Raw genomic sequence first — 19,385 nt, 5'->3', positions numbered from 1 at the left:
CATTGAAAGATTTCGAGGTAAATGTCTCAATCTTATTTTTAATGTCAGCAACTTTTGGTCATAGTAGGACATTCATCAAATGGAATATCAAGAAGCTTTAGATTGGATTCATGGCAAGTTAAAATTTGGAATCAAGCCTGGTTTAAAACGAATGGCTTGGATGCTTGAAGAACTTGGCAATCCTCAAGAAAAGCTTGCCGCTGTCCACGTTGTTGGAACAAACGGTAAAGGATCAGTTACCAGCTATTTACAACACATTTTCTCGCTAGCTGGTTATGAAGTTGGGACATTTACGTCACCGTATATTGTTGATTTTCGCGAACGCATTAGCCTAAATGGGCAAATGATTTCTGAGGCTGATTTTCTGAAATTGGTGGAACGTGTTCAACCTGTTGTGGAACGTTTATCTGTTGAAACTTACTTAGAACCAGCCACAGAATTTGAAGTTATTACCGTTTTAATGTTTGAATATTTTGGTCACATGCACCCAGTTGACATCGCGATTATCGAAGCTGGAATGGGTGGCCTTTACGACTCAACCAATGTTTTCAAAGCTTTGGCAGTTCTTTGCCCGTCAATTGGCTTAGATCATCAGAATATTTTAGGACAGACTTATGCGGAAATAGCTGCGCAAAAAGCGGGTGTTTTAAAAGAAGGAGTTCCATTCATCTTTGCGACTGAGCGTGATGATGTTCGTCAAGTTTTCACTGAGAAAGCAAAAGGGTGTCATAGCAGACTTTATGAATTCGGGAAGGATTTTTCTGCTTCAGAAAATGAAAAAGGTTTTGATTATCATAGCAAAGAAACGCTTGAGCAAGTTAGCTTAGCTATGCCTGGAAAACACCAAGTCAGCAATGCTAGTCTAGCTATTACAGCAGCCCTCCAGTTACGCGAGCGTTATCCAAAAGTGACTAAAGAAATCATTAAAGCTGGCTTAGCCAAAACTCACTGGGTAGGTCGTACAGAATTGGTCTTTCCAAATGTCATGATTGACGGTGCTCATAATAACGAAAGTGTTCAAGCGCTTGTTAACGTCATGCAAAAATACAAAGATAAACACTTGCATATTTTATTTGCAGCCATTGACACTAAGCCAATTGATTCAATGCTTGACTTGCTTAGTCAATTAGCTGACGTGGATGTGACAACTTTTGTTTATCATAATGCACTGCCTTTGGAAAAATACCCAAGTCAATACCATAAAGTAGCCAATTGGCAAGATTGGCTTAAGCAGATTGATTTGGAGAGTCAGGATGATTTTTATCTGATTACTGGCTCACTTTACTTCATTTCACAAGTGCGTCCTGTACTTTTGTCAAGACAGCAAAATTAAGCTATAATAGAAAAAATAAAAAGATTGGAAAATAAAATGGCAAATCAAGAAAAACTCGAAGCAGCAGTTTACCAACTCTTAGAAGCTCTAGGAGAAGATCCAAAACGTGAGGGCTTACTAGATACGCCTAAACGTGTTGCAAAAATGTATCAAGAGATGTTTTCAGGCTTGAATGAAGATCCTAAAGATCAATTTACAGCTGTGTTTACCGAAAATCATGATGAGGTTGTTCTCGTTAAAGATATTCCGTTTTACTCAATGTGTGAGCACCACTTGGTTCCTTTTTATGGAAAAGCTCATGTTGCTTATTTGCCAAGCGATGGTCGCGTAACAGGTCTTAGTAAATTAGCGCGTGCTGTTGAAGTAGCAAGTAAACGTCCGCAGTTGCAAGAACGTTTGACTGACCAAGTGGCTACGGCATTGGAAGAAGCTCTTCATCCAAAAGGCATTTTTGTCATGATTGAAGCAGAGCATATGTGCATGACAATGCGTGGCATTAAAAAACCTGGAAGTAAAACGGTGACAACTGTCGCTAAAGGGATTTTTAAAGAAGACCGCGAAGAACGTAAGGAAATCCTATCTTTGATTTTAGGAAAATAATCGCTTAAGGTATTGTATTGCTAAGGAGATCATAATGAAAGTTGGTAAACATGACATTGATGGCAAAGCTTGTATCATGGGAGTTTTAAATGTCACTCCAGATTCTTTTTCTGATGGAGGTTCTTACACATCGGTTGAGAAAGCGCTTGAGCAAGCAGAGAAAATGATTGCTGAAGGGGCAAAAATTATCGATGTTGGTGGCGAATCGACACGACCAGGATACACTTTTGTGGAAGCAGCTGATGAGATTAATCGTGTTGTACCAGTTATTAAGGCTCTCAAGGAAAAATTTGATATCTTGGTCAGTATTGATACCTACAAAACAGAAACTGCGCGTGCTGCCTTAGAAGCAGGTGCAGATATTTTAAATGACGTTTGGGCAGGACTTTACGATGGGGAAATGCTTGCGCTTGCTGCTGAAAAAAACGTGCCAATTATTTTGATGCACAATCAAAAAGAAGAAAAGTATGACAATATTACCAAAGAAGTTTGTGACTTTTTAGCAGAACGTGCGCAAGCCGCATTGGACACTGGTGTTGCTAAAGAAAATATCTGGATTGATCCAGGATTTGGTTTTGCTAAAAATGAAGCACAAAACATTGAACTTTTGCAAGGTTTGGATGCTGTTTGTCAGCTTGGTTACCCAGTTCTATTTGGCATTTCTCGTAAACGCACAGTAGATTATCTGCTAGGAGGCGGGACAGCAGCTCTTGAGCGCGATATGGGAACAGCGGCACTGTCAGCTTGGGCAATTGCTAAAGGTTGTCAAATCGTCCGCGTGCATAATGTTGATCTCAATCGCGATATTGTTAAAGTGATTAGTCAACTCGTTTGAAAGGAGTAAGAGGAGAAGAAAGAGTTTGAGAAAAGTATCTCAGACTTTCTTCTTTGTTACCAATAATATGGATAAAATTCATTTAAAAGGATGCCGCTTTTACGGTTACCATGGTGCTTTTGCAGAAGAACAAACGTTAGGGCAAATTTTTGTTGTTGATTGTATCTTGTCTGTTGATTTGACAAAAGCATCGCAGTCTGATCGTTTAGAAGACACTGTTCATTATGGATTAGTCTTTGAAACTATCAAAAAACAGGTAGAAGAAAATAAATACATTTTAATTGAACGTTTGGCTGGAGCTATTTGCCAAGATATTTTTGAAGAATTTCCACCAGTTCAAGCTATTACTTTAAAAATTTCCAAAGAAAATCCGCCAATTAATGGGCACTATGATTCTGTTGGCATTGAGCTAGAACGGGAGAGAGTATGATTAGTGTTTATTTAAGTTTAGGCAGTAATATTGGTGACAAGAAAGCCTATCTTGAAGCGGCTCTTGAACGTCTAAATCAACTGCCACAAACATCACTTGCAGCTGTTTCTTCATTTTATGAAACAGCAGCTTGGGGTAAGACGGATCAAGATGATTTTTTGAACATTTGTTGTCAATTAGAGACAGAATTGGATGCTCAGCAATTATTGACAGAGTGCCAAGAAATTGAGAAAGATTTGCACCGCGTTCGTCATGAACATTGGGGACCTCGTACCATTGATATTGATATTCTTTTGTATGGTAGCGAGCATATCGCAACAGAAACCCTTAAGGTGCCGCATCCTTATATGACAGAGCGTGCTTTTGTTCTTGTACCGCTTTTTGAAATTGCTCCGTCGCTTGAGATTTATGGTAAATCTATTACATCTTATTTAAAAACATTAAATCTTGAAGAAGTGCGAAAACTTCAGTCTTAAATATCGTCAAAAGCTGATTTTTTTGTTATAATTAAGGTCGGCTTTATGCCGATTTTTTAGTAGATAATTGATCATTTGATCATAAATGAGCTAATAGTATTGATAAGGGTATTGGTTGATTTTAATCAAATGATAACTACAATTTTGATTAATAGTTTTAGAGTTGGAAGAAAATGTTAGAATTTTTAAATGATGAACTAAAAGGGATTGATATTCGAGTTAATGAACCCTTAAAAAAATATACTTACACGAAAGTGGGAGGTCCAGCGGACTATCTCGCTTTTCCACGTAATCGATATGAATTGATTCGTATTGTTGAATTTGCTAATAAAAATGATATTCCATGGATGGTGCTTGGAAATGCAAGTAACATCATTGTTCGTGATGGTGGTATCCGTGGTTTTGTTATCATGTTTGATAAATTAAATACTGTCACAGTCAATGGCTATGTCATTGAAGCAGAAGCTGGTGCGAACTTGGTTGAAACAACACGTATCGCCAAATACCACAGTTTAACTGGTTTTGAATTTGCTTGTGGTATTCCAGGTAGCGTTGGTGGTGCTGTCTTCATGAACGCTGGTGCTTATGGCGGAGAAATTTCACATGTCTTGGTATCAGCTCAAGTCCTTACCAAAGAAGGTAAAGTTAAGACAATTGAAGCTCGTGACATGAAGTTTGGTTACCGTCATTCAGCAGTCCAAGATAGCGGTGACATTGTTATTTCAGCAAAATTCGCCCTTAAACCAGGTGATTATGTCTTGATTGAACAAGAAATGGCACGTTTAACTCACTTACGTGAATTAAAACAACCCCTTGAATACCCATCATGTGGGTCAGTCTTCAAACGTCCAGTCGGACACTTTGCTGGGCAATTAATCACAGAAGCAAATCTTAAGGGACATCGTATTGGTGGCGTTGAAGTTAGTAAAAAACACGCAGGCTTTATGGTAAATGTCGCTGACGGTACAGCTCAAGATTATGAAGATTTGATTGCCTACGTTATTGACACAGTTGAGAAAAATTCAGGCGTTCGTTTAGAGCGCGAAGTTCGCATTATCGGCGAGAAAAAAGATTAAAGAAGCTCCATGGAGGTTTTATGAGAATTGACTAATCCAATTATTGCATTTAAAAACGTATCAAAAGTATTTGAAGATAACGGTACAGTTGTTTTAAAGGATATTAACTTTGAGTTAGAAGAAGGAAAATTTTATACCCTTCTTGGAGCTTCAGGTTCCGGAAAATCAACGATTTTAAATATCATTGCAGGGCTTTTACAGCCAACCACAGGTGATGTTTTCCTTGATGGAGAGCGTATCAATGATATTCCAATCAATAAACGTGATGTTCATACCGTTTTTCAAAATTACGCCCTTTTCCCTCACATGAATGTCTTTGAAAATGTCGCTTTTCCTCTAAAATTAAAAAAAGTCGACAAAAAAGAAATTGAACGACGAGTGGAAGAAGCTCTTAAAATGGTACGTTTGGCTGGTTTTGAGAATCGCCAGATTCAAAAATTATCTGGTGGGCAGCGTCAGCGTGTCGCGATTGCGCGTGCTATCATCAATGAACCGCGTGTGGTTTTGCTTGACGAACCTTTATCAGCCTTGGATTTGAAGTTGCGTACAGAAATGCAATATGAACTTCGTGAATTGCAACAACGTCTTGGTATTACCTTTGTCTTTGTTACACATGACCAAGAAGAAGCTTTGGCAATGTCAGATTGGATTTTCGTCATGAATGATGGTGAAATTGTACAATCAGGTACACCAGTTGATATTTATGATGAACCAATTAACCACTTTGTGGCAACCTTCATCGGTGAATCAAATATCATTCCAGGTAAAATGATTGAAGACTATTTGGTTGAATTTAACGGCAAACGTTTTGAAGCGGTTGACGGTGGTATGCGACCAAATGAAGCCGTTGAAGTGGTTATCCGTCCAGAAGACTTGCAAATCACAATGCCTGAAGAAGGTAAATTACGTGTGAAAGTCGATACCCAACTTTTCCGTGGGGTACACTATGAAATCATTGCTCACGATGAGCTTGGCAATGAATGGCTGATTCACTCAACGCGTAAAGCCATCGAAGGGGAAGTCATCGGACTTGATTTCACACCAGAAGATATTCATATCATGCGCTTGAATGAAACAGAAGAAGAATTCGATGCGCGTCTTGAAGAATATGTTGAGATGGAAGAGCATGAAGATGGTTTGATTCATGCCATCGAGGAGGAGCGCAATGAAGAAAAATAATTTCTTCTCGATTCCATATATTTTATGGTTGATACTGTTTGTCATTGCTCCCGTCATTTTGATTTTATGGCAGTCATTCTTTGATATCCAAGGACATTTTACCTTGGATAATTACAAGACTTTCTTTAGTTCTTGGACTTATCTTCGAATGAGTTTTAATTCGATTTTATATGCTGCCATCATTACCCTTGTGACCTTGTTGATTTCTTACCCGACAGCATATTTTTTGACACAGCTTAAGCATAAGCAGTTGTGGTTGATGCTTGTGGTTTTGCCAACTTGGATTAATCTCCTGTTAAAAGCTTATGCTTTTATGGGGATTTTTGGACAACATGGTGGCGTTAACGCCTTCTTATCATTTGTCGGTATTGGTCCCAAACAAATTTTATTTACGGATTTTTCATTTATTTTTGTTGCTTCTTACATTGAAATTCCATTTATGATTTTACCGATTTTCAATGCGCTTGATGATATTGATACCAATCTCATCAATGCGAGCCACGATTTAGGCGGAAATGGTTTTCAAACCTTTACAAAGGTTGTCTTTCCTTTGTCACTAAATGGTGTGAGAAGTGGTGTACAATCAGTCTTTATTCCAAGTCTTAGCTTGTTCATGTTGACTCGTTTGATTGGTGGTAACCGTGTGATTACGCTTGGTACAGCAATTGAGCAGCACTTCTTGACAACACAAAACTGGGGTATGGGTTCAACCATTGGTGTGATTTTAATCATGGCAATGTTAGTGATTATGTGGATGACTAAGGAGAGACGAAAATGAAAAAATTTGCGAATTTATATCTAGCTTTAGTCTTTGTTATTCTCTATATTCCAATCGCTTATCTGATTTTCTATTCCTTTAATCAAGGTGGCGATATGAATGGTTTCACTGGATTTACTCTAGAACACTATTCAGAAATGTTTGCAGATAGTCGCTTGATGCTTATCTTGATTCAGACATTCTTCCTAGCCTTTTTAAGTTCAATTCTGGCGACAGTGATTGGGACTTTTGGAGCTATTTTCATCTACCAAGCTCGTCGTAAACACCAGCAATCTATTTTATCGATGAATAACATTTTGATGGTGGCACCTGATGTTATGATTGGTGCAAGCTTTTTGATTCTATTTACGCGCTTGGCGGATATTTTCCATTTTAATCTTGGATTTATGACAGTTTTGCTTAGTCATATTGCCTTTTCAATTCCGATTGTAGTGCTTATGGTCTTGCCACGGCTTAAGGAAATGAATGACGATATGATTAACGCTGCCTATGATTTGGGGGCAACGCCATGGCAAATGTTAAAAGAAGTCATGTTGCCATATTTGACACCTGGTATCATTTCAGGATTCTTTATGGCATTCACTTATTCCCTTGATGACTTTGCGGTAACTTTCTTTGTTACAGGAAATGGCTTCTCAACCCTTTCTGTTGAAATTTACTCGCGTGCAAGACGAGGAATCTCACTTGAGATTAATGCTCTTTCAACCATTGTCTTCATCTTTAGTATCTTGCTTGTAATTGGTTATTACTTTATTTCACAAGATAAGAAGGGAGAAAACAATGCGTAAATTATACACGTTTTTCCTAGGGCTTGTTGCGGTAACCTTGATTCTATTTGGTGTTTCAGTTTATATGCAAAAAACATCCAGTTCATCAAGTCAATCTGATAAATTGGTGATTTACAACTGGGGAGATTATATCGATCCGGAATTGATTACAAAATTCACCAAAGAAACAGGAATCGAGGTTCAGTACGAAACGTTTGATTCAAATGAATCAATGTATACCAAGATTAAGCAAGGTGGAACAACTTACGACATCACCGTTCCGTCAGATTACATGATTGATAAGATGAGAAAAGAACATTTGCTTATCAAATTAGATAAATCTCAAATCAAAGGCTTAGATAACATCGGTTCAAAATTCATGGGCATGAGTTTTGACAAACATAATGATTATTCAGTTCCATATTTCTGGGGAACGCTTGGTATCGTCTATAATGATACTATGGTCGATAAAGCGCCAGAGCATTGGTCAGATTTATGGAATCCAGAATACAAGAATGACATCATGCTAGTTGATGGCGCTCGTGAGGCAATGGGAATCGGTCTTGGAACTCTTGGCTACAGCCTAAATACCAAATCGATGACTGAGCTAAATGCCGCTTCAAAGAAACTTGATGACCTAACACCAAATATCAAAGCCATTGTCGGTGACGAGATGAAAGGTTACATGATTAATGACGATGCTGCGATTGGTGTCACATTCTCAGGTGAAGCTAGTGAGATGCTTAACTCAAATGAACACCTTCACTACGTGGTGCCTAGCGAAGGGTCTAACCTTTGGTTTGACAACTTAGTGATTCCAAAAACAGCTAAGCACATTAAAGAAGCGTACGCCTTTATCAACTTCATGTTAGAACCTGAAAATGCTGCGCAAAATGCAGAATACATCGGTTATGCCACACCAAATACAGAAGCCAAAAAACTTTTGCCAAATGATATTAAAGAAAATAAAGCTTTCTATCCATCTGAAGAAACCTTTAACCATTTGGAAGTTTATGACAACCTTGGTCAAAAATGGCTTGGTATTTATAACGACTTATACTTACAATTTAAAATGTATCGCAAATGATACCAAGAGAGTTTGGAAGAATTTCCAAGCTCTTTTTTAAATGAACTCGAAATCAGCTTTAAGATTTGATAAAATAGTAGTGAGTTATTTTTTGAAAAATAGTTGAAATTAATTTGACATTTTCAATTTGATTAGTTAGGAGTTTTAAATGGAAAGTTATCGTAGAGAGTACGAATTTTCGCTATCCTCAATCCTTAGCTTTGTGTGGCGCGGTGTTATTGTAGGATGTGTTTCCGGAAGCGTGGTCAGTCTTTTTCGTCTCTTGATTGCTAAGATTTTCGCGCAAGTGGTCAAGTGTTATCAACTCTCGCATGAAAATCCAACTTTACTAGGTTTGATTTTACTAGTGAGTGTGATTGTTGTCATTGCTATCGGATTTTTGGTTAAATCTGATCCAGATATTAAGGGCTCTGGGATTCCTCACGTTGAAGGGGAGCTGAAAGGCTTGCTTCATCCTGATTGGTGGTCTGTTCTTTGGAAAAAATTCATTGGTGGTGTCTTAGCCATTTCAATGGGATTCATGCTAGGGCGTGAAGGTCCAAGTATTCAACTTGGTGCCATGGCTGGAAAAGGTGTTGCGAAATCATTGAAAGCACAGCGCATGGAGCAGCGCGTCTTAATTGCCAGTGGTGCCGCAGCAGGTTTGTCAGCTGCCTTTAATGCTCCAATTGCAGGTCTTCTTTTTGTTGTTGAAGAAATCTACCATCAATTTTCACGTTTGGTTTGGATTTCAGCGCTGGTTGCGAGCTTGGTTGCCAATTTTATTTCGTTAAATATCTTTGGTTTGACTCCTGTGCTTGCCATGCCAAGTGATCTTGTTATTTTACCTTTACATCACTATTGGTTGCTTTTGCTTTTAGGGGCATTTTTAGGTGTGATGGGATACCTTTACGAAAAAGTAACCTTGAATGCGAATCTTTTTTATGACTTCTTAGGCAAAATTTGTCACGTTCCCAATTATTTTTATGGTATTTTTGCGGCTATCTTGATTCTGCCAATTGGTTATTTCTACCCACAATTATTAGGTGGCGGAAATGGCTTGATTACGTCACTATCGACTAGTCATTTGACTTTTGCAGTGGTTTGCTTGTACTTTCTTATCCGCTTTGTTTGGAGTACGTTTAGTTATGCTAGTGGTTTACCGGGCGGGATTTTTCTTCCGATTTTGACTTTGGGGTCATTATTAGGTTTTGGTTTTGGTCTAGGCATGCACCAAATTGGCTTTATTGGCACATCTGTTCTTGTTAATTTTCTCGTTCTTGGTATGGCTGGTTATTTTGGGGCTATTTCAAAAGCTCCGCTGACTGCCATTATTTTGGTAACAGAAATGGTAGGAGATTTCCGACAATTGATGACTATTGCAGTCGTTACTTTAGTAGCTTATATTGTCATGGACCTTCTAAAAGGTGAGCCAATCTATGAAGCTATGTTGGCAAATTTATCCATTCCAAAAGACCGCGAAGTTATTGAACCAACGCTTATTGAGTTAACCGTGTCAGATAAAATCGCTGGCAAACGTGTTCGCGATTTAACTCTCCCTAAAAATGTTTTGATTACAACACAGATTCATCGCAAGAAATCAGAAGTGGTTTGCGGAAGCACTGTTTTAAATACTGGTGATACAATTTTCTTGGTGGTTAATGAACCAGAAATTGGAAAAATTCGCAAATTATTGATGTAAATATATCAATAAAATATTTTTGTATCCCCTTTCATTTTAAGGGGATTTTTGGTAAAATGGATACCAGTAAGAGGATTGTTACTGGTTAAGCAGGCAAAACCTAGTGTGCATAGAAAGCATTTGTGCGTAAAAACACAGTGCCTTTTGTGTACGCTAGTTTTGCCTTTTCTTTCCGAATTTTTTTGAGGGAGTAGTAGATAATGAGGATAGATAAAGTCTATAATAACAATGTTGTTTTGGCTAAAGGGGACGAGGGAGAAGAAATCATCGTCATGGGGAGAGGACTTGGTTTTCAAAAGAAATCAGGTGACGAGATTGATACCTCTTTGGTTGAAAAAACATTTGTTATGCAAGATAGCTCTGCTACCAATGAGTTAACGCGAGTTTATATTGATTTATCGCCTGCAGAGACAGAAGTTGTTCTTGATATTATCAAGCATGGTCAAGAGGTTTTGGAGACTAATTTTGATACAGCTTTTTATATTGCCCTTGCAGACCACTTGCATTACACACTTCAACGGACTCGTGAGAATATCATCGTTCAAAATCCTTTGTCTTGGGAAATTCGTAAATTTTTTCCAAAGGAGTATCAACTTGGGCGTGATGCACTTAAAATTGTTTTTGAAAAATTAGGTGTCATTCTGCCAGACGATGAAATCTCATCCATTGCGCTTCATTTTATCAATGCTCAGAAAGACTCTGGTCTGGTAGAGCAAAGTTATCAAATTTCAAAGATTGTGACTGATATTTTAGGTATTGTGCGTTTGTTTTATGGCGTCGTTTCTGATGAAGACTCTGTCAGCTATAATCGTTTTGTGACCCATATTCAGTATTTTGCACAGCGTGTCGTCAATGGTGTGGTGCAAGGGAAAAATGACAGCTTTTTGTACGAGCAAGTGAAATTGAATTACCCAGAAGCTTTTTCTTGCTCTGAAAAAATCAAGAATTATATCGAAAGCTCATATCAATTTCCGATGAGTCGTGATGAGCAAGTCTATATCACCATTCACATTCAACGACTGGAAACAAGTAGTAATTAATCATTAAGAATCTTCTCGACTAAGGTCGGGAGGATTTTTTATTAAAAAAATTTTGTGTGAAATTTTTTTGAAAACTTGTGAAAGATATGATAATTTCAAGTTTTGAATGGTGGTCAATTTTCAAACACAAATGAAAATATCAAAAAATGCAAAAAAATACCATAAAAGCGCTTGCAAAAAATGTAAGCGCATGCTATACTAAGAATTGTTAAAAGGATTGTTACTGATAAGCAGGCAAAACCTAAATAAATACAAGATAGTTTTGGCGTTACCGCTGATGTGGGCGCTGAAAATTGTTTAGTATTTATTTAGGTTTTTTCTGTTGTTAGGAAAGAACATTAAGAAAGGAGCCAGCTTATGGCTAAAGATTATACTGAATTGGCACAAGATATTGTTGCTCACGTCGGTGGAAAAGACAATATCATCAAATTAGTTCACTGTGTGACTCGCTTACGTTTCACCTTGAAAGATGAAAGTAAAGCAGATGATGATTACCTCAAACAACGTGATGGTATTGTGACTGTTGTTAAAGCAGGTGGTCAATACCAAGTGGTTATCGGAAACCATGTCCCAGATGTCTACGATACGGTTTTGAAAGTTGCCGGTATCCAAGGTGAAGGTGGTATTGATGTTAATGAAGGAGATGTTCCTCAAGGAAATCTCTTCGACCAATTTATCGCTTTGGTTTCTGGACTTTTCCAACCAATGCTAGGTGCTCTTTCTGCCGCAGGTATGATTAAAGGTTTGGTTGCTATTTTAGCAGCAGTAGGAGTGAAGGAAACGAGCGGTCTTTACGTTATCTTAAATGCTGCTGGAGATGGTTTCTTCCAATTCTTACCAGTTATCTTGGCATTAACAGCAGCAAAACGTTTCAAAATGGAACAATTCACTGCTTTAGCACTAAGCTTTGCTTTGGTTTATCCTGACATTGCCGCAAGTTTTGCAAATGGAAAAGTAGATTTCTTAGGACTTCCAGTTATCTTCCCATCATCAAGCTACCTTCAAACAGTTCTTCCAATTATCTTGACTGTTTGGGTTGGTTCTAAAATTGAAAAATTCTTCAAGAAAATCATTCCAGATGTGGTTAAGGTCTTCATCGTTCCATTCTTTGTCATCTTAATCACTGTTCCACTTGCTTACTTGGCAATCGGTCCTGTTATGAACTGGGCATCTAACCTTATCGGTGTTATCTTTACAAATATTTACAACTTTAGCCCAATTGTCTTTGGTATCTTACTTGGTGCTTTGTGGCAAGTTCTTGTTATGTTTGGTCTTCACTGGGGACTTGTTCCAATTGCAATCTTGGACTTCTCTACTAAAGGATGGAGTACATTACTTGTTGCTTCAACAGCTATCTGTTTTGCTCAAGCAGGTGCCCTTCTCAATATCTTCCTTCGTACAAAAGAAGATAAAGTAAAACAATTGACTATCCCAGCTTTTATCTCAGCTCTTTTTGGGGTTACTGAACCAGCTATTTATGGTATTACACTTCCAATGCGCACACCATTTATCATGACATGTGTGGCTGGTGCTATTCAAGGGGCATTCTTAAGCTTCTTTAACACAACAGGCTACACAATGGGTGGTATGGGACTCTTTGCAATTCCTTCATACATCACTCCAAAACATGTTCCAGCAGGAGCAAGTTCAGATTTGAACAATGTTTGGTATTTCCTTATTGCGATTGTAATGTCATTTGTTCTAGGATTTATCTTGACTCAATTGACTAGAATTCCTTACCTTTACGGTGGACCAGATGTTAAACCTGTAACTGATGACACAGTAGCACAACCTGTTGCTGAACTTAAAGAATTGAAACAAGAAATTATTGCAAGCCCAATGATTGGTCAAGTTGTTAAACTTGAAAATGTTCCTGATGAAGTGTTTGCGACAGGAGCTATGGGTAAAGGGATTGCCATCGATCCAGCCGATGGCACAGTAGTTGCTCCAGCAGCCGGTGAAATTACCCTTGTCTTCCCAACTGGACATGCTATCGGTATGCGTACTGAAAACGGCGCTGAAATCTTGATTCATGTTGGTATGGATACTGTGTCACTTGCTGGTAAAGGTTTCAATACCTTTGTACAAGTTGGTGACAAAGTTGACGCTGGTCAAAAATTACTAGAGTTTGATTTGGCAACTATTCGCGATGCTAGCCTACCTGTTATCTCACCAGTGATTGTTACTAATTCAACAGAATTTGAAGATGTCCTTACAACACAAGATGCACGTGTTAACATTGGTGACTATCTTCTTACAACACTAGCTTAATAAAAGAAAGAACGCTTCAAGCGTTCTTTTTTTGTGTTCAAGCATAAGAAAAAAAGCTGAGGCGAGTCAGCTTTTAATGAGATTTTCTAGCAGGGTTGATCAAGACACGACTTTCTTTTCGTTTACTGAATTGTTTGCGGTATTGACTTGGTGTTAATTCATAGTAACGTTTAAATTGTCGGTTGAAATTTGACAAGTTATTAAAACCAACAGCCGTAGCAATTTCAAGAACAGGATTTGAGGTGTTAATCAACATATCGCAAGCCTTGTTGAGGCGAACTTGAATGATGAACTCCGTACAAGAGCTTCCAGTATGCTGTTTAAAGACCGCCATAAAGTGTGTTTTACTATATCCCATGAATTGAGAAAGGTAATCAATAGAGAGATTCTTTTGATAGTTGTTATTGATGAAGTCAATCAATTCACGAATTTGTTCATTTTTACGATAAGTATCATCAGTGCTCTTACGAAGAACGTAACGATAGTAAAAGAGCAAATAGAGAAATTCATTGAGTTTTGATTTGAGCATGAGTTCAAAATGGCGTCCTTCGTTTTTTGAAAGCTCAAAAATTGTGAAGAGACACTCTTTGATTTCTTCATAACCTTCCATTCCCGGTTGAATACGCGGAACAAATTTATAAAGGCTAGTCTGCAAAGGTTGCAAGTAGCGAAGACTAACTTGGTCAACGATGGAATACCCAATCATGTCTAAGTGAAAGCGAAAAGTATCAGTGACATGTTTCTGGTTTTCTAGTGGGTGAATAGAGTGCATACCATTTGGTCGTATGAGGATAATATCACCCGCTTGACTATTAAAGTAATCATAATCAATGTGAAAACGAGCGGAACCTTCATAAATATAGTTGATTTCAACTTCTGGATGCCAGTGGAAAAGCACGTCAGGACGACCATTTTCAACCACTGTGCTGTAATAATCATAAGGTAGAAGGTGCTTGCTTTCATCTATTTTTATTTCGTGAGCTGGATCTGCTTGTTTCATATAATACCCCTTCTAATCATAACATAGTATTAACTACTCTTTTATTATAGCAGAATAGCCTGAAAAATGGAAGCGTATTCTAGAAAAGGTTTTCATAAAAATTTTCAAGACCATATCAGATAAAAGTATTATAAATGAGAAGGATAGTGTTAGAATCATTTTTCCTAGCTGACTATAATAGGGATATAAAATCACTTAGCAAGACCTCTTTTTTGATTGTGCTAGCAAGTGATTTTAGAGTCTATGAGACACAATTGTTTACATTTTTTGAAAGAGCTCCGCATGGCAAATTAATCTCCTTTGTTAGCTGCGGAGCTTTTTAATTTGTCATTTTCCTAGTATAAGAAACTTTCATGAAACGACTGTTTCTTTTAGATATTTTGTCTCAAAAGTAGTAGAATGAAAGGGTAAACATAATGTTAATTTAGTCATTCAAGGAGGAATTAATCATGGAAGAATTGAAAAAAGTTCTCTTAGCCGGTATTGGTTTGACGTCTATGACTTTGGAAAAAGCTGATGCTTTTGTAAAAGAGTTAGTCGAAAAAGGACGCCTCACTGTTGACGAAGGAAAAGAATTGCAGTCTGAATTAAAACGCCGAAGTGAAGACGAAGCACAAGCTTTTTTAGATCAACTAAACGCTAAAACAAAACCCGTTCAATATGCTACCAAAGAAGATGTTTCTCGTCTTGAAGACAAAATTGATGCGCTTTTGAAGAAGTCAAATATCTTAAATTAGAAATTATTGGTGGGTTATGTCAGGTAGACGCTTAAGAGAAATCATTGGTGCCTTTAGTTCAGTAGGGTTAACCTCTTTAATCGAAAAAGGAAAAGCAGCAGAAGATAAATCAACACCTCGCAAGCTTCGGTTAGCTTTTGAAAAATTAGGTCCAAGTTTTGTTAAAATTGGTCAGATTCTTTCGACAAGAAGTGATATTTTTCCAGAAGCTTATGTTAGAGAATTGAGCAAGCTACAAAGCAATGTGCTTCCGCTGCCAACAGAATCGGTCATGGAAGCCATAGAAGCAGAGCTTACTGGTCCTGTTTCCGCTTATTTTTCTGAAATCAGACCTGAGCCACTAGCTAGTGGCTCAGTTGCTCAGACACACCGTGCTCGTTTGCTAAATGGTAAAGACGTTATCATCAAAATCCAACGCCCAAATCTGCCAGAAATTATCGAGGAAGACTTGACACTTTTGATTCGCCTTTCAAGACGTATCCCAAAAGCATTCCTTCCAATGGTAGACTTACCTGAGGTTTTGCAGCAAATCAAAGAAAGCTTGACGCGTGAAATTGATTTTCGAAACGAAGCTCAAGCTATGATTACCTTTGCTGAATTGAATCAATCAAGTAAATGCATTGCTAGTCCAGAAGTCTATGATGAGTTTACAACGCCTCGTTTAATCGTTGAAGACTATGTTTCAGGTATTCCGATTAATCACTATGATGAGTTGATTAAGGCAGGTTATGACCTTGAAGATATCGGTCGAAAACTCATGCTTAGCTTTATTAAGCAAGTCTTCAAAGACGGCTTTTTCCACGGTGACCCTCACCCAGGCAATCTCTTTATCTCAGACGGTAAGATTTATTTTATTGATTTTGGGATTATGGGAAAACTTGATAATGGCATGCGCGTAGCCTTAAATGATATTCTTTACAGCTTTACGGCACAAGACGTTGAAGGCATGATGAAAGGCATTTTGTCTGTTACAAGTTTTGATACCTCAATGAACAAGTCAGCTCTTGCCCAAGACGTGGAACGCATGCTTGCTAAGTATTCTAGCCTAGATATCGGTGTCTTATCTATCACAGATTTGATTGAGGATTTGTTAAATGTCTTTGTCAAAAATGGACTCAAAGCGTCACCGCAGATTACCATTTTAGAAAAAGCTGCTCTGCAAATTGAAGGCATTTTTCGTGAGCTAGCTCCAGAAGTTGACCTCATGACCCTTGCTAAGAATTATTTCTTAGAAAATATGGGACCTGACATGCTTAAGCAAGCTTTGAACAAAGAAACCTTGCTTATCGAGCTCTTTTATCAGCTTAAAAATGGCAAGAATATCCCGCGCCGTCTCAACCAACTCTTGGAACAAGTCTTAAATGGGCGTATTCTAGTTAACCATGACCTGTACGATTACACCAACCGTATTAAGTTTTTTAATCGTGTGGTTAACCGCTTTGTTTTGAGCCTGCTCTTTTTTGCCGTATTGATAAGTGCGACGATTTTGAGTTTTAATCAAAACTTAGAAATCCTATCAAATGGCCTTTTTGGCTTAGCTTTCGCGCTTTTCTTGTGGGACCTTTTACTGATTCTCAAAAAATAAAAATGAAACAAGATAGAAGGAATTTCCTAATGACTTAGGAAATTTTTTCTATTTTTATTTTTGTAACCGCTTGCTATAATGACAGTGTATTAAACAAGGAGGATATGTAATGGCTAAGTTACCAGATAATTTTTTGTGGGGTGGTGCAGTTGCTGCTCACCAACTTGAAGGTGGATGGAAAGAAGGAGGAAAAGGACTCAGTGTTGCTGACGTGATGACAGCTGGTCGTCATGGTGTTCCTCGTGAAATTACTGACGGTGTGGTTGAAGGTAAATATTATCCAAACCATGAAGCGATTGATTTCTATCATCACTATAAAGAAGATATTGCTTTGTTTGCTGAAATGGGCTTCAAATGTTTCCGTACATCAATTGCATGGACACGTATTTTCCCAAATGGTGATGAATTTGAACCAAATGAAGCAGGGTTGCAATTCTACGATGATTTGTTTGACGAATGCTTGAAACACGGCATTGAACCTGTTGTTACTTTGTCTCACTTTGAATTGCCATATCACTTGGTTAAAGAATACGGTGGTTTCACAAACCGTAAATTGGTCGATTTCTTTGTCCGTTTTGCTGAAACATGTTTCCGTCGTTACAAAGACAAAGTTAAATATTGGATGACTTTCAATGAAATCAATAACCAAGCAAACTACCAAGAAGATTTTGCACCATTTACAAACTCTGGTATTGTCTACAAAGAAGGCGATGACCGCGAAGCGATTATGTATCAAGCCGCTCACTATGAATTGGTAGCATCTGCGCGTGCGGTTAAAATTGGTCGCGAAATCAACCCTGATTTCCAAATTGGTTGTATGATTGCCATGTGTCCAATTTACCCTGCAACATGTAATCCAAAAGATATCCTAATGGCACAAAAAGCCATGGAAAAACGTTATTACTTCACCGATGTACACGTTCATGGTTTCTACCCAAATCATATTCTTAAATACTGGGAACGCAAAGGCATTAATGTTGATGTGACTGAAGAAGATTTGGCAGATTTGAAAGAAGGAACTGTTGATTACATCGGCTTCTCATACTACATGTCATTTGCAATCGATTCTCACCGCGAAAACAACCCACACTTTGATTACCTTGAAACAGAAGATTTGATTAAAAATAAATACGTCAAGGCATCTGAATGGGGTTGGCAAATTGACCCAGAAGGTCTTCGCTATAGCTTAAACTGGTTTACTGATATGTACCACTTGCCACTTTTCATCGTGGAAAATGGTTTCGGTGCTATTGACCAAGTAGAAGAAGACGGCATGGTTCACGATGATTACCGTATTGATTACCTTGGCGCCCACATCAAAGAAATGATTAAAGCTGTCGACGAAGACGGTGTTGATTTGATGGGATACACTCCATGGGGTTGTATCGACCTAGTTTCAGCAAGTACAGGTGAAATGCGTAAACGTTATGGCTTTATCTACGTTGATAAAGACGATGAAGGTAACGGTACTTACAAACGTACACCAAAATTGTCATTTGATTGGTACAAGAAAGTCATTGCTTCTAACGGTGAAGAAGTCTAAAGTTATTCATTAAGTTATTATTTTGAAACCTTTGTGGGGGTGTAATCTCTTACCCTACGAAGGTTTTTACATGGTTATAAGAAAAGAGAGTAGGTCCTTATGATTGGATATATTGCGGCTTGTTTGACAACGTTTGGTTTTTTGCCACAAATGATCAAGGTTTTAAAAACCAAAGATGTTGAATCCATTTCACTTGGTATGTATACCATGTCAGTCACTGGGATGGCATTGTGGTTGGCACACGGAATTTCCGTTTCAGATCCAGCTTTAATTGTTGCCAATACCATCTCAGTTGCCTTAGCAGGTATTATCCTTATTTGTAAAATAATTTATAAATAATTTTTAAAAGTCTTTGAAATGTTGTTGTATCAATGTTTTGGAGGCTTTTTTGCAAAAGATTTCCAGTAGATTCTTCCTATTTAATTTCTGAAAAGAAACCTTACAGAAAATAATTGACAGGGCTTTCAAAAAGGATTATAGTAATCGTATAATTTGAGTGTTCCGTTAGGAACAAGGAGGTGAAGGTTATTATGGTGACGATTTTAGCAATTATTTTTGGGATTTTGTTAATCTTCGCGATTGTTCGTGTTATCCAAATCAAAATGGGCGTGACCAAACGCTTTGGTTACCATTACACCATTACCATGCATCATGGACTGAAGTTACCAGATTTGAGAAAAAATGAAAATCTCAGAGGAAAGATTAAGATTATTTCGGCAACAGACGACACTTGCAAGGTAGAATCAAAGATTAACGATACCGAGCTGAAAACAACCTTGATGAAGGATTATCAGCTGGATTCAACTCAGGTGTCTGTCGAGATTACTCAGTAAGTCATAAGTAAGTTGCCAAAGGTTATTTTCAAGATAAAGCTATAAAAAATACGATTAATAATCACTATTGTTAATAATTCTGACATTTTATTTTTAAAAATGATTGTTTTTTTGTAGAAACAGCTTATAATGTC

At 37.8% G+C, this 19,385-nt stretch carries 19 protein-coding genes; 18 read left to right on the top strand and 1 reads right to left on the bottom strand.

Features of this window, described 5'->3' with window-relative positions; genetic code table 11:
- The first annotated feature begins 79 nt into the window (after positions 1-79).
- The 13 genes from BLR83_RS03175 to BLR83_RS03115 all read left to right on the top strand — a co-directional run bounded on the left by BLR83_RS03175 (position 80) and on the right by BLR83_RS03115 (position 13,553).
- The gene (locus BLR83_RS03175) at positions 80-1,333 is read left to right on the top strand and encodes a bifunctional folylpolyglutamate synthase/dihydrofolate synthase (protein WP_074560288.1); all 1,254 of its coding nucleotides are present in this window, start codon (positions 80-82) and stop codon (positions 1,331-1,333) included.
- A 36-nt stretch (positions 1,334-1,369) separates the two neighbouring features.
- Positions 1,370-1,933, top strand: coding sequence for a GTP cyclohydrolase I FolE (gene folE / locus BLR83_RS03170; RefSeq protein WP_039696794.1), 564 nt, complete (start codon positions 1,370-1,372; stop codon positions 1,931-1,933).
- Between the two features lie 34 nt (positions 1,934-1,967).
- Positions 1,968-2,768: a dihydropteroate synthase gene (gene folP, locus BLR83_RS03165; RefSeq protein WP_074560286.1), complete on the top strand. Its 801-nt coding sequence runs from the start codon at positions 1,968-1,970 to the stop codon at positions 2,766-2,768.
- A 67-nt stretch (positions 2,769-2,835) separates the two neighbouring features.
- Positions 2,836-3,198, top strand: coding sequence for a dihydroneopterin aldolase (gene folB, locus BLR83_RS03160; RefSeq protein ID WP_074561096.1), 363 nt, complete (start codon positions 2,836-2,838; stop codon positions 3,196-3,198).
- Positions 3,195-3,674 (top strand): 2-amino-4-hydroxy-6-hydroxymethyldihydropteridine diphosphokinase, encoded by a 480-nt coding sequence (gene folK / locus BLR83_RS03155; protein ID WP_074560285.1) that lies wholly within the window; start codon positions 3,195-3,197, stop codon positions 3,672-3,674. The genes folB and folK overlap by 4 nt, the downstream gene beginning before the upstream one ends.
- A gap of 173 nt (positions 3,675-3,847) precedes the next feature.
- Positions 3,848-4,750 (top strand): UDP-N-acetylmuramate dehydrogenase, encoded by a 903-nt coding sequence (gene murB, locus BLR83_RS03150; RefSeq protein ID WP_039696796.1) that lies wholly within the window; start codon positions 3,848-3,850, stop codon positions 4,748-4,750.
- Between the two features lie 27 nt (positions 4,751-4,777).
- On the top strand, positions 4,778-5,929 hold the full coding sequence (locus tag BLR83_RS03145; RefSeq protein ID WP_039696797.1) for an ABC transporter ATP-binding protein: 1,152 nt from the start codon (positions 4,778-4,780) through the stop codon (positions 5,927-5,929).
- Positions 5,916-6,707, top strand: coding sequence for an ABC transporter permease (locus BLR83_RS03140; RefSeq protein WP_006531059.1), 792 nt, complete (start codon positions 5,916-5,918; stop codon positions 6,705-6,707). Before BLR83_RS03145 ends, BLR83_RS03140 begins: the two co-directional genes overlap by 14 nt.
- Entirely contained in the window at positions 6,704-7,495 is a 792-nt protein-coding gene (locus BLR83_RS03135; RefSeq protein ID WP_061407897.1) for an ABC transporter permease, read from the top strand. Before BLR83_RS03140 ends, BLR83_RS03135 begins: the two co-directional genes overlap by 4 nt.
- On the top strand, positions 7,488-8,561 hold the full coding sequence (locus BLR83_RS03130; RefSeq protein WP_074560283.1) for an ABC transporter substrate-binding protein: 1,074 nt from the start codon (positions 7,488-7,490) through the stop codon (positions 8,559-8,561). The genes BLR83_RS03135 and BLR83_RS03130 overlap by 8 nt, the downstream gene beginning before the upstream one ends.
- A gap of 148 nt (positions 8,562-8,709) precedes the next feature.
- Entirely contained in the window at positions 8,710-10,242 is a 1,533-nt protein-coding gene (locus tag BLR83_RS03125) for a ClC family H(+)/Cl(-) exchange transporter (RefSeq protein ID WP_074560282.1), read from the top strand.
- 200 nt (positions 10,243-10,442) lie between these two features.
- On the top strand, positions 10,443-11,282 hold the full coding sequence (gene licT, locus BLR83_RS03120; protein ID WP_074560280.1) for a BglG family transcription antiterminator LicT: 840 nt from the start codon (positions 10,443-10,445) through the stop codon (positions 11,280-11,282).
- A 357-nt stretch (positions 11,283-11,639) separates the two neighbouring features.
- On the top strand, positions 11,640-13,553 hold the full coding sequence (locus BLR83_RS03115) for a beta-glucoside-specific PTS transporter subunit IIABC (protein WP_074560278.1): 1,914 nt from the start codon (positions 11,640-11,642) through the stop codon (positions 13,551-13,553).
- Positions 13,554-13,626: 73 nt separating this feature from the next.
- On the opposite strand, the gene BLR83_RS03110 is transcribed toward BLR83_RS03115, so the two are convergent.
- Positions 13,627-14,553 (bottom strand): AraC family transcriptional regulator, encoded by a 927-nt coding sequence (locus BLR83_RS03110; protein WP_074560277.1) that lies wholly within the window; start codon positions 14,551-14,553, stop codon positions 13,627-13,629.
- 449 nt (positions 14,554-15,002) lie between these two features.
- Here BLR83_RS03110 and BLR83_RS03105 point away from each other — a divergent pair, with 449 nt between their 5' ends.
- The 5 genes from BLR83_RS03105 to BLR83_RS03085 all read left to right on the top strand — a co-directional run bounded on the left by BLR83_RS03105 (position 15,003) and on the right by BLR83_RS03085 (position 19,251).
- Positions 15,003-15,290 carry a phasin family protein gene (locus BLR83_RS03105; protein ID WP_074560275.1) on the top strand — a complete coding sequence of 96 codons (288 nt, stop codon included), beginning with the start codon at positions 15,003-15,005 and terminating at the stop codon, positions 15,288-15,290.
- 16 nt (positions 15,291-15,306) lie between these two features.
- Positions 15,307-16,875 carry an ABC1 kinase family protein gene (locus BLR83_RS03100; protein ID WP_074560273.1) on the top strand — a complete coding sequence of 523 codons (1,569 nt, stop codon included), beginning with the start codon at positions 15,307-15,309 and terminating at the stop codon, positions 16,873-16,875.
- Between the two features lie 109 nt (positions 16,876-16,984).
- The gene (locus BLR83_RS03095; protein WP_074560272.1) at positions 16,985-18,418 is read left to right on the top strand and encodes a 6-phospho-beta-glucosidase; all 1,434 of its coding nucleotides are present in this window, start codon (positions 16,985-16,987) and stop codon (positions 18,416-18,418) included.
- A gap of 99 nt (positions 18,419-18,517) precedes the next feature.
- On the top strand, positions 18,518-18,757 hold the full coding sequence (locus BLR83_RS03090; RefSeq protein WP_014334819.1) for a SemiSWEET transporter: 240 nt from the start codon (positions 18,518-18,520) through the stop codon (positions 18,755-18,757).
- Between the two features lie 191 nt (positions 18,758-18,948).
- Positions 18,949-19,251: a hypothetical protein gene (locus BLR83_RS03085; RefSeq protein WP_074560270.1), complete on the top strand. Its 303-nt coding sequence runs from the start codon at positions 18,949-18,951 to the stop codon at positions 19,249-19,251.
- The last annotated feature ends 134 nt before the right edge of the window (positions 19,252-19,385 follow it).

The sequence above is a fragment of the Streptococcus equinus genome (assembly GCF_900101445.1).
Classification (GTDB): domain Bacteria; phylum Bacillota; class Bacilli; order Lactobacillales; family Streptococcaceae; genus Streptococcus; species Streptococcus equinus_B.
The sequence above is the reverse complement of the archived record's forward strand: the minus strand, read 5'-3'. Positions and strand labels throughout refer to the sequence as shown.

Excerpts from the sequence above, each read along its gene's own strand:
- BLR83_RS03175 (WP_074560288.1), top strand. The coding sequence starts at position 80 with ATGGAATATCAAGAAGCTTTAGATTGGATTCATGGCAAGTTAAAATTT.
- folE (WP_039696794.1), top strand. The coding sequence starts at position 1,370 with ATGGCAAATCAAGAAAAACTCGAAGCAGCAGTTTACCAACTCTTAGAA.
- folP (WP_074560286.1), top strand. The coding sequence starts at position 1,968 with ATGAAAGTTGGTAAACATGACATTGATGGCAAAGCTTGTATCATGGGA.
- folB (WP_074561096.1), top strand. The coding sequence starts at position 2,836 with ATGGATAAAATTCATTTAAAAGGATGCCGCTTTTACGGTTACCATGGT.
- folK (WP_074560285.1), top strand. The coding sequence starts at position 3,195 with ATGATTAGTGTTTATTTAAGTTTAGGCAGTAATATTGGTGACAAGAAA.
- murB (WP_039696796.1), top strand. The coding sequence starts at position 3,848 with ATGTTAGAATTTTTAAATGATGAACTAAAAGGGATTGATATTCGAGTT.
- BLR83_RS03140 (WP_006531059.1), top strand. The coding sequence starts at position 5,916 with ATGAAGAAAAATAATTTCTTCTCGATTCCATATATTTTATGGTTGATA.
- BLR83_RS03135 (WP_061407897.1), top strand. The coding sequence starts at position 6,704 with ATGAAAAAATTTGCGAATTTATATCTAGCTTTAGTCTTTGTTATTCTC.
- BLR83_RS03130 (WP_074560283.1), top strand. The coding sequence starts at position 7,488 with ATGCGTAAATTATACACGTTTTTCCTAGGGCTTGTTGCGGTAACCTTG.
- BLR83_RS03125 (WP_074560282.1), top strand. The coding sequence starts at position 8,710 with ATGGAAAGTTATCGTAGAGAGTACGAATTTTCGCTATCCTCAATCCTT.
- licT (WP_074560280.1), top strand. The coding sequence starts at position 10,443 with ATGAGGATAGATAAAGTCTATAATAACAATGTTGTTTTGGCTAAAGGG.
- BLR83_RS03115 (WP_074560278.1), top strand. The coding sequence starts at position 11,640 with ATGGCTAAAGATTATACTGAATTGGCACAAGATATTGTTGCTCACGTC.
- BLR83_RS03110 (WP_074560277.1), bottom strand. The coding sequence starts at position 14,553 with ATGAAACAAGCAGATCCAGCTCACGAAATAAAAATAGATGAAAGCAAG.
- BLR83_RS03105 (WP_074560275.1), top strand. The coding sequence starts at position 15,003 with ATGGAAGAATTGAAAAAAGTTCTCTTAGCCGGTATTGGTTTGACGTCT.
- BLR83_RS03100 (WP_074560273.1), top strand. The coding sequence starts at position 15,307 with ATGTCAGGTAGACGCTTAAGAGAAATCATTGGTGCCTTTAGTTCAGTA.
- BLR83_RS03095 (WP_074560272.1), top strand. The coding sequence starts at position 16,985 with ATGGCTAAGTTACCAGATAATTTTTTGTGGGGTGGTGCAGTTGCTGCT.
- BLR83_RS03090 (WP_014334819.1), top strand. The coding sequence starts at position 18,518 with ATGATTGGATATATTGCGGCTTGTTTGACAACGTTTGGTTTTTTGCCA.
- BLR83_RS03085 (WP_074560270.1), top strand. The coding sequence starts at position 18,949 with ATGGTGACGATTTTAGCAATTATTTTTGGGATTTTGTTAATCTTCGCG.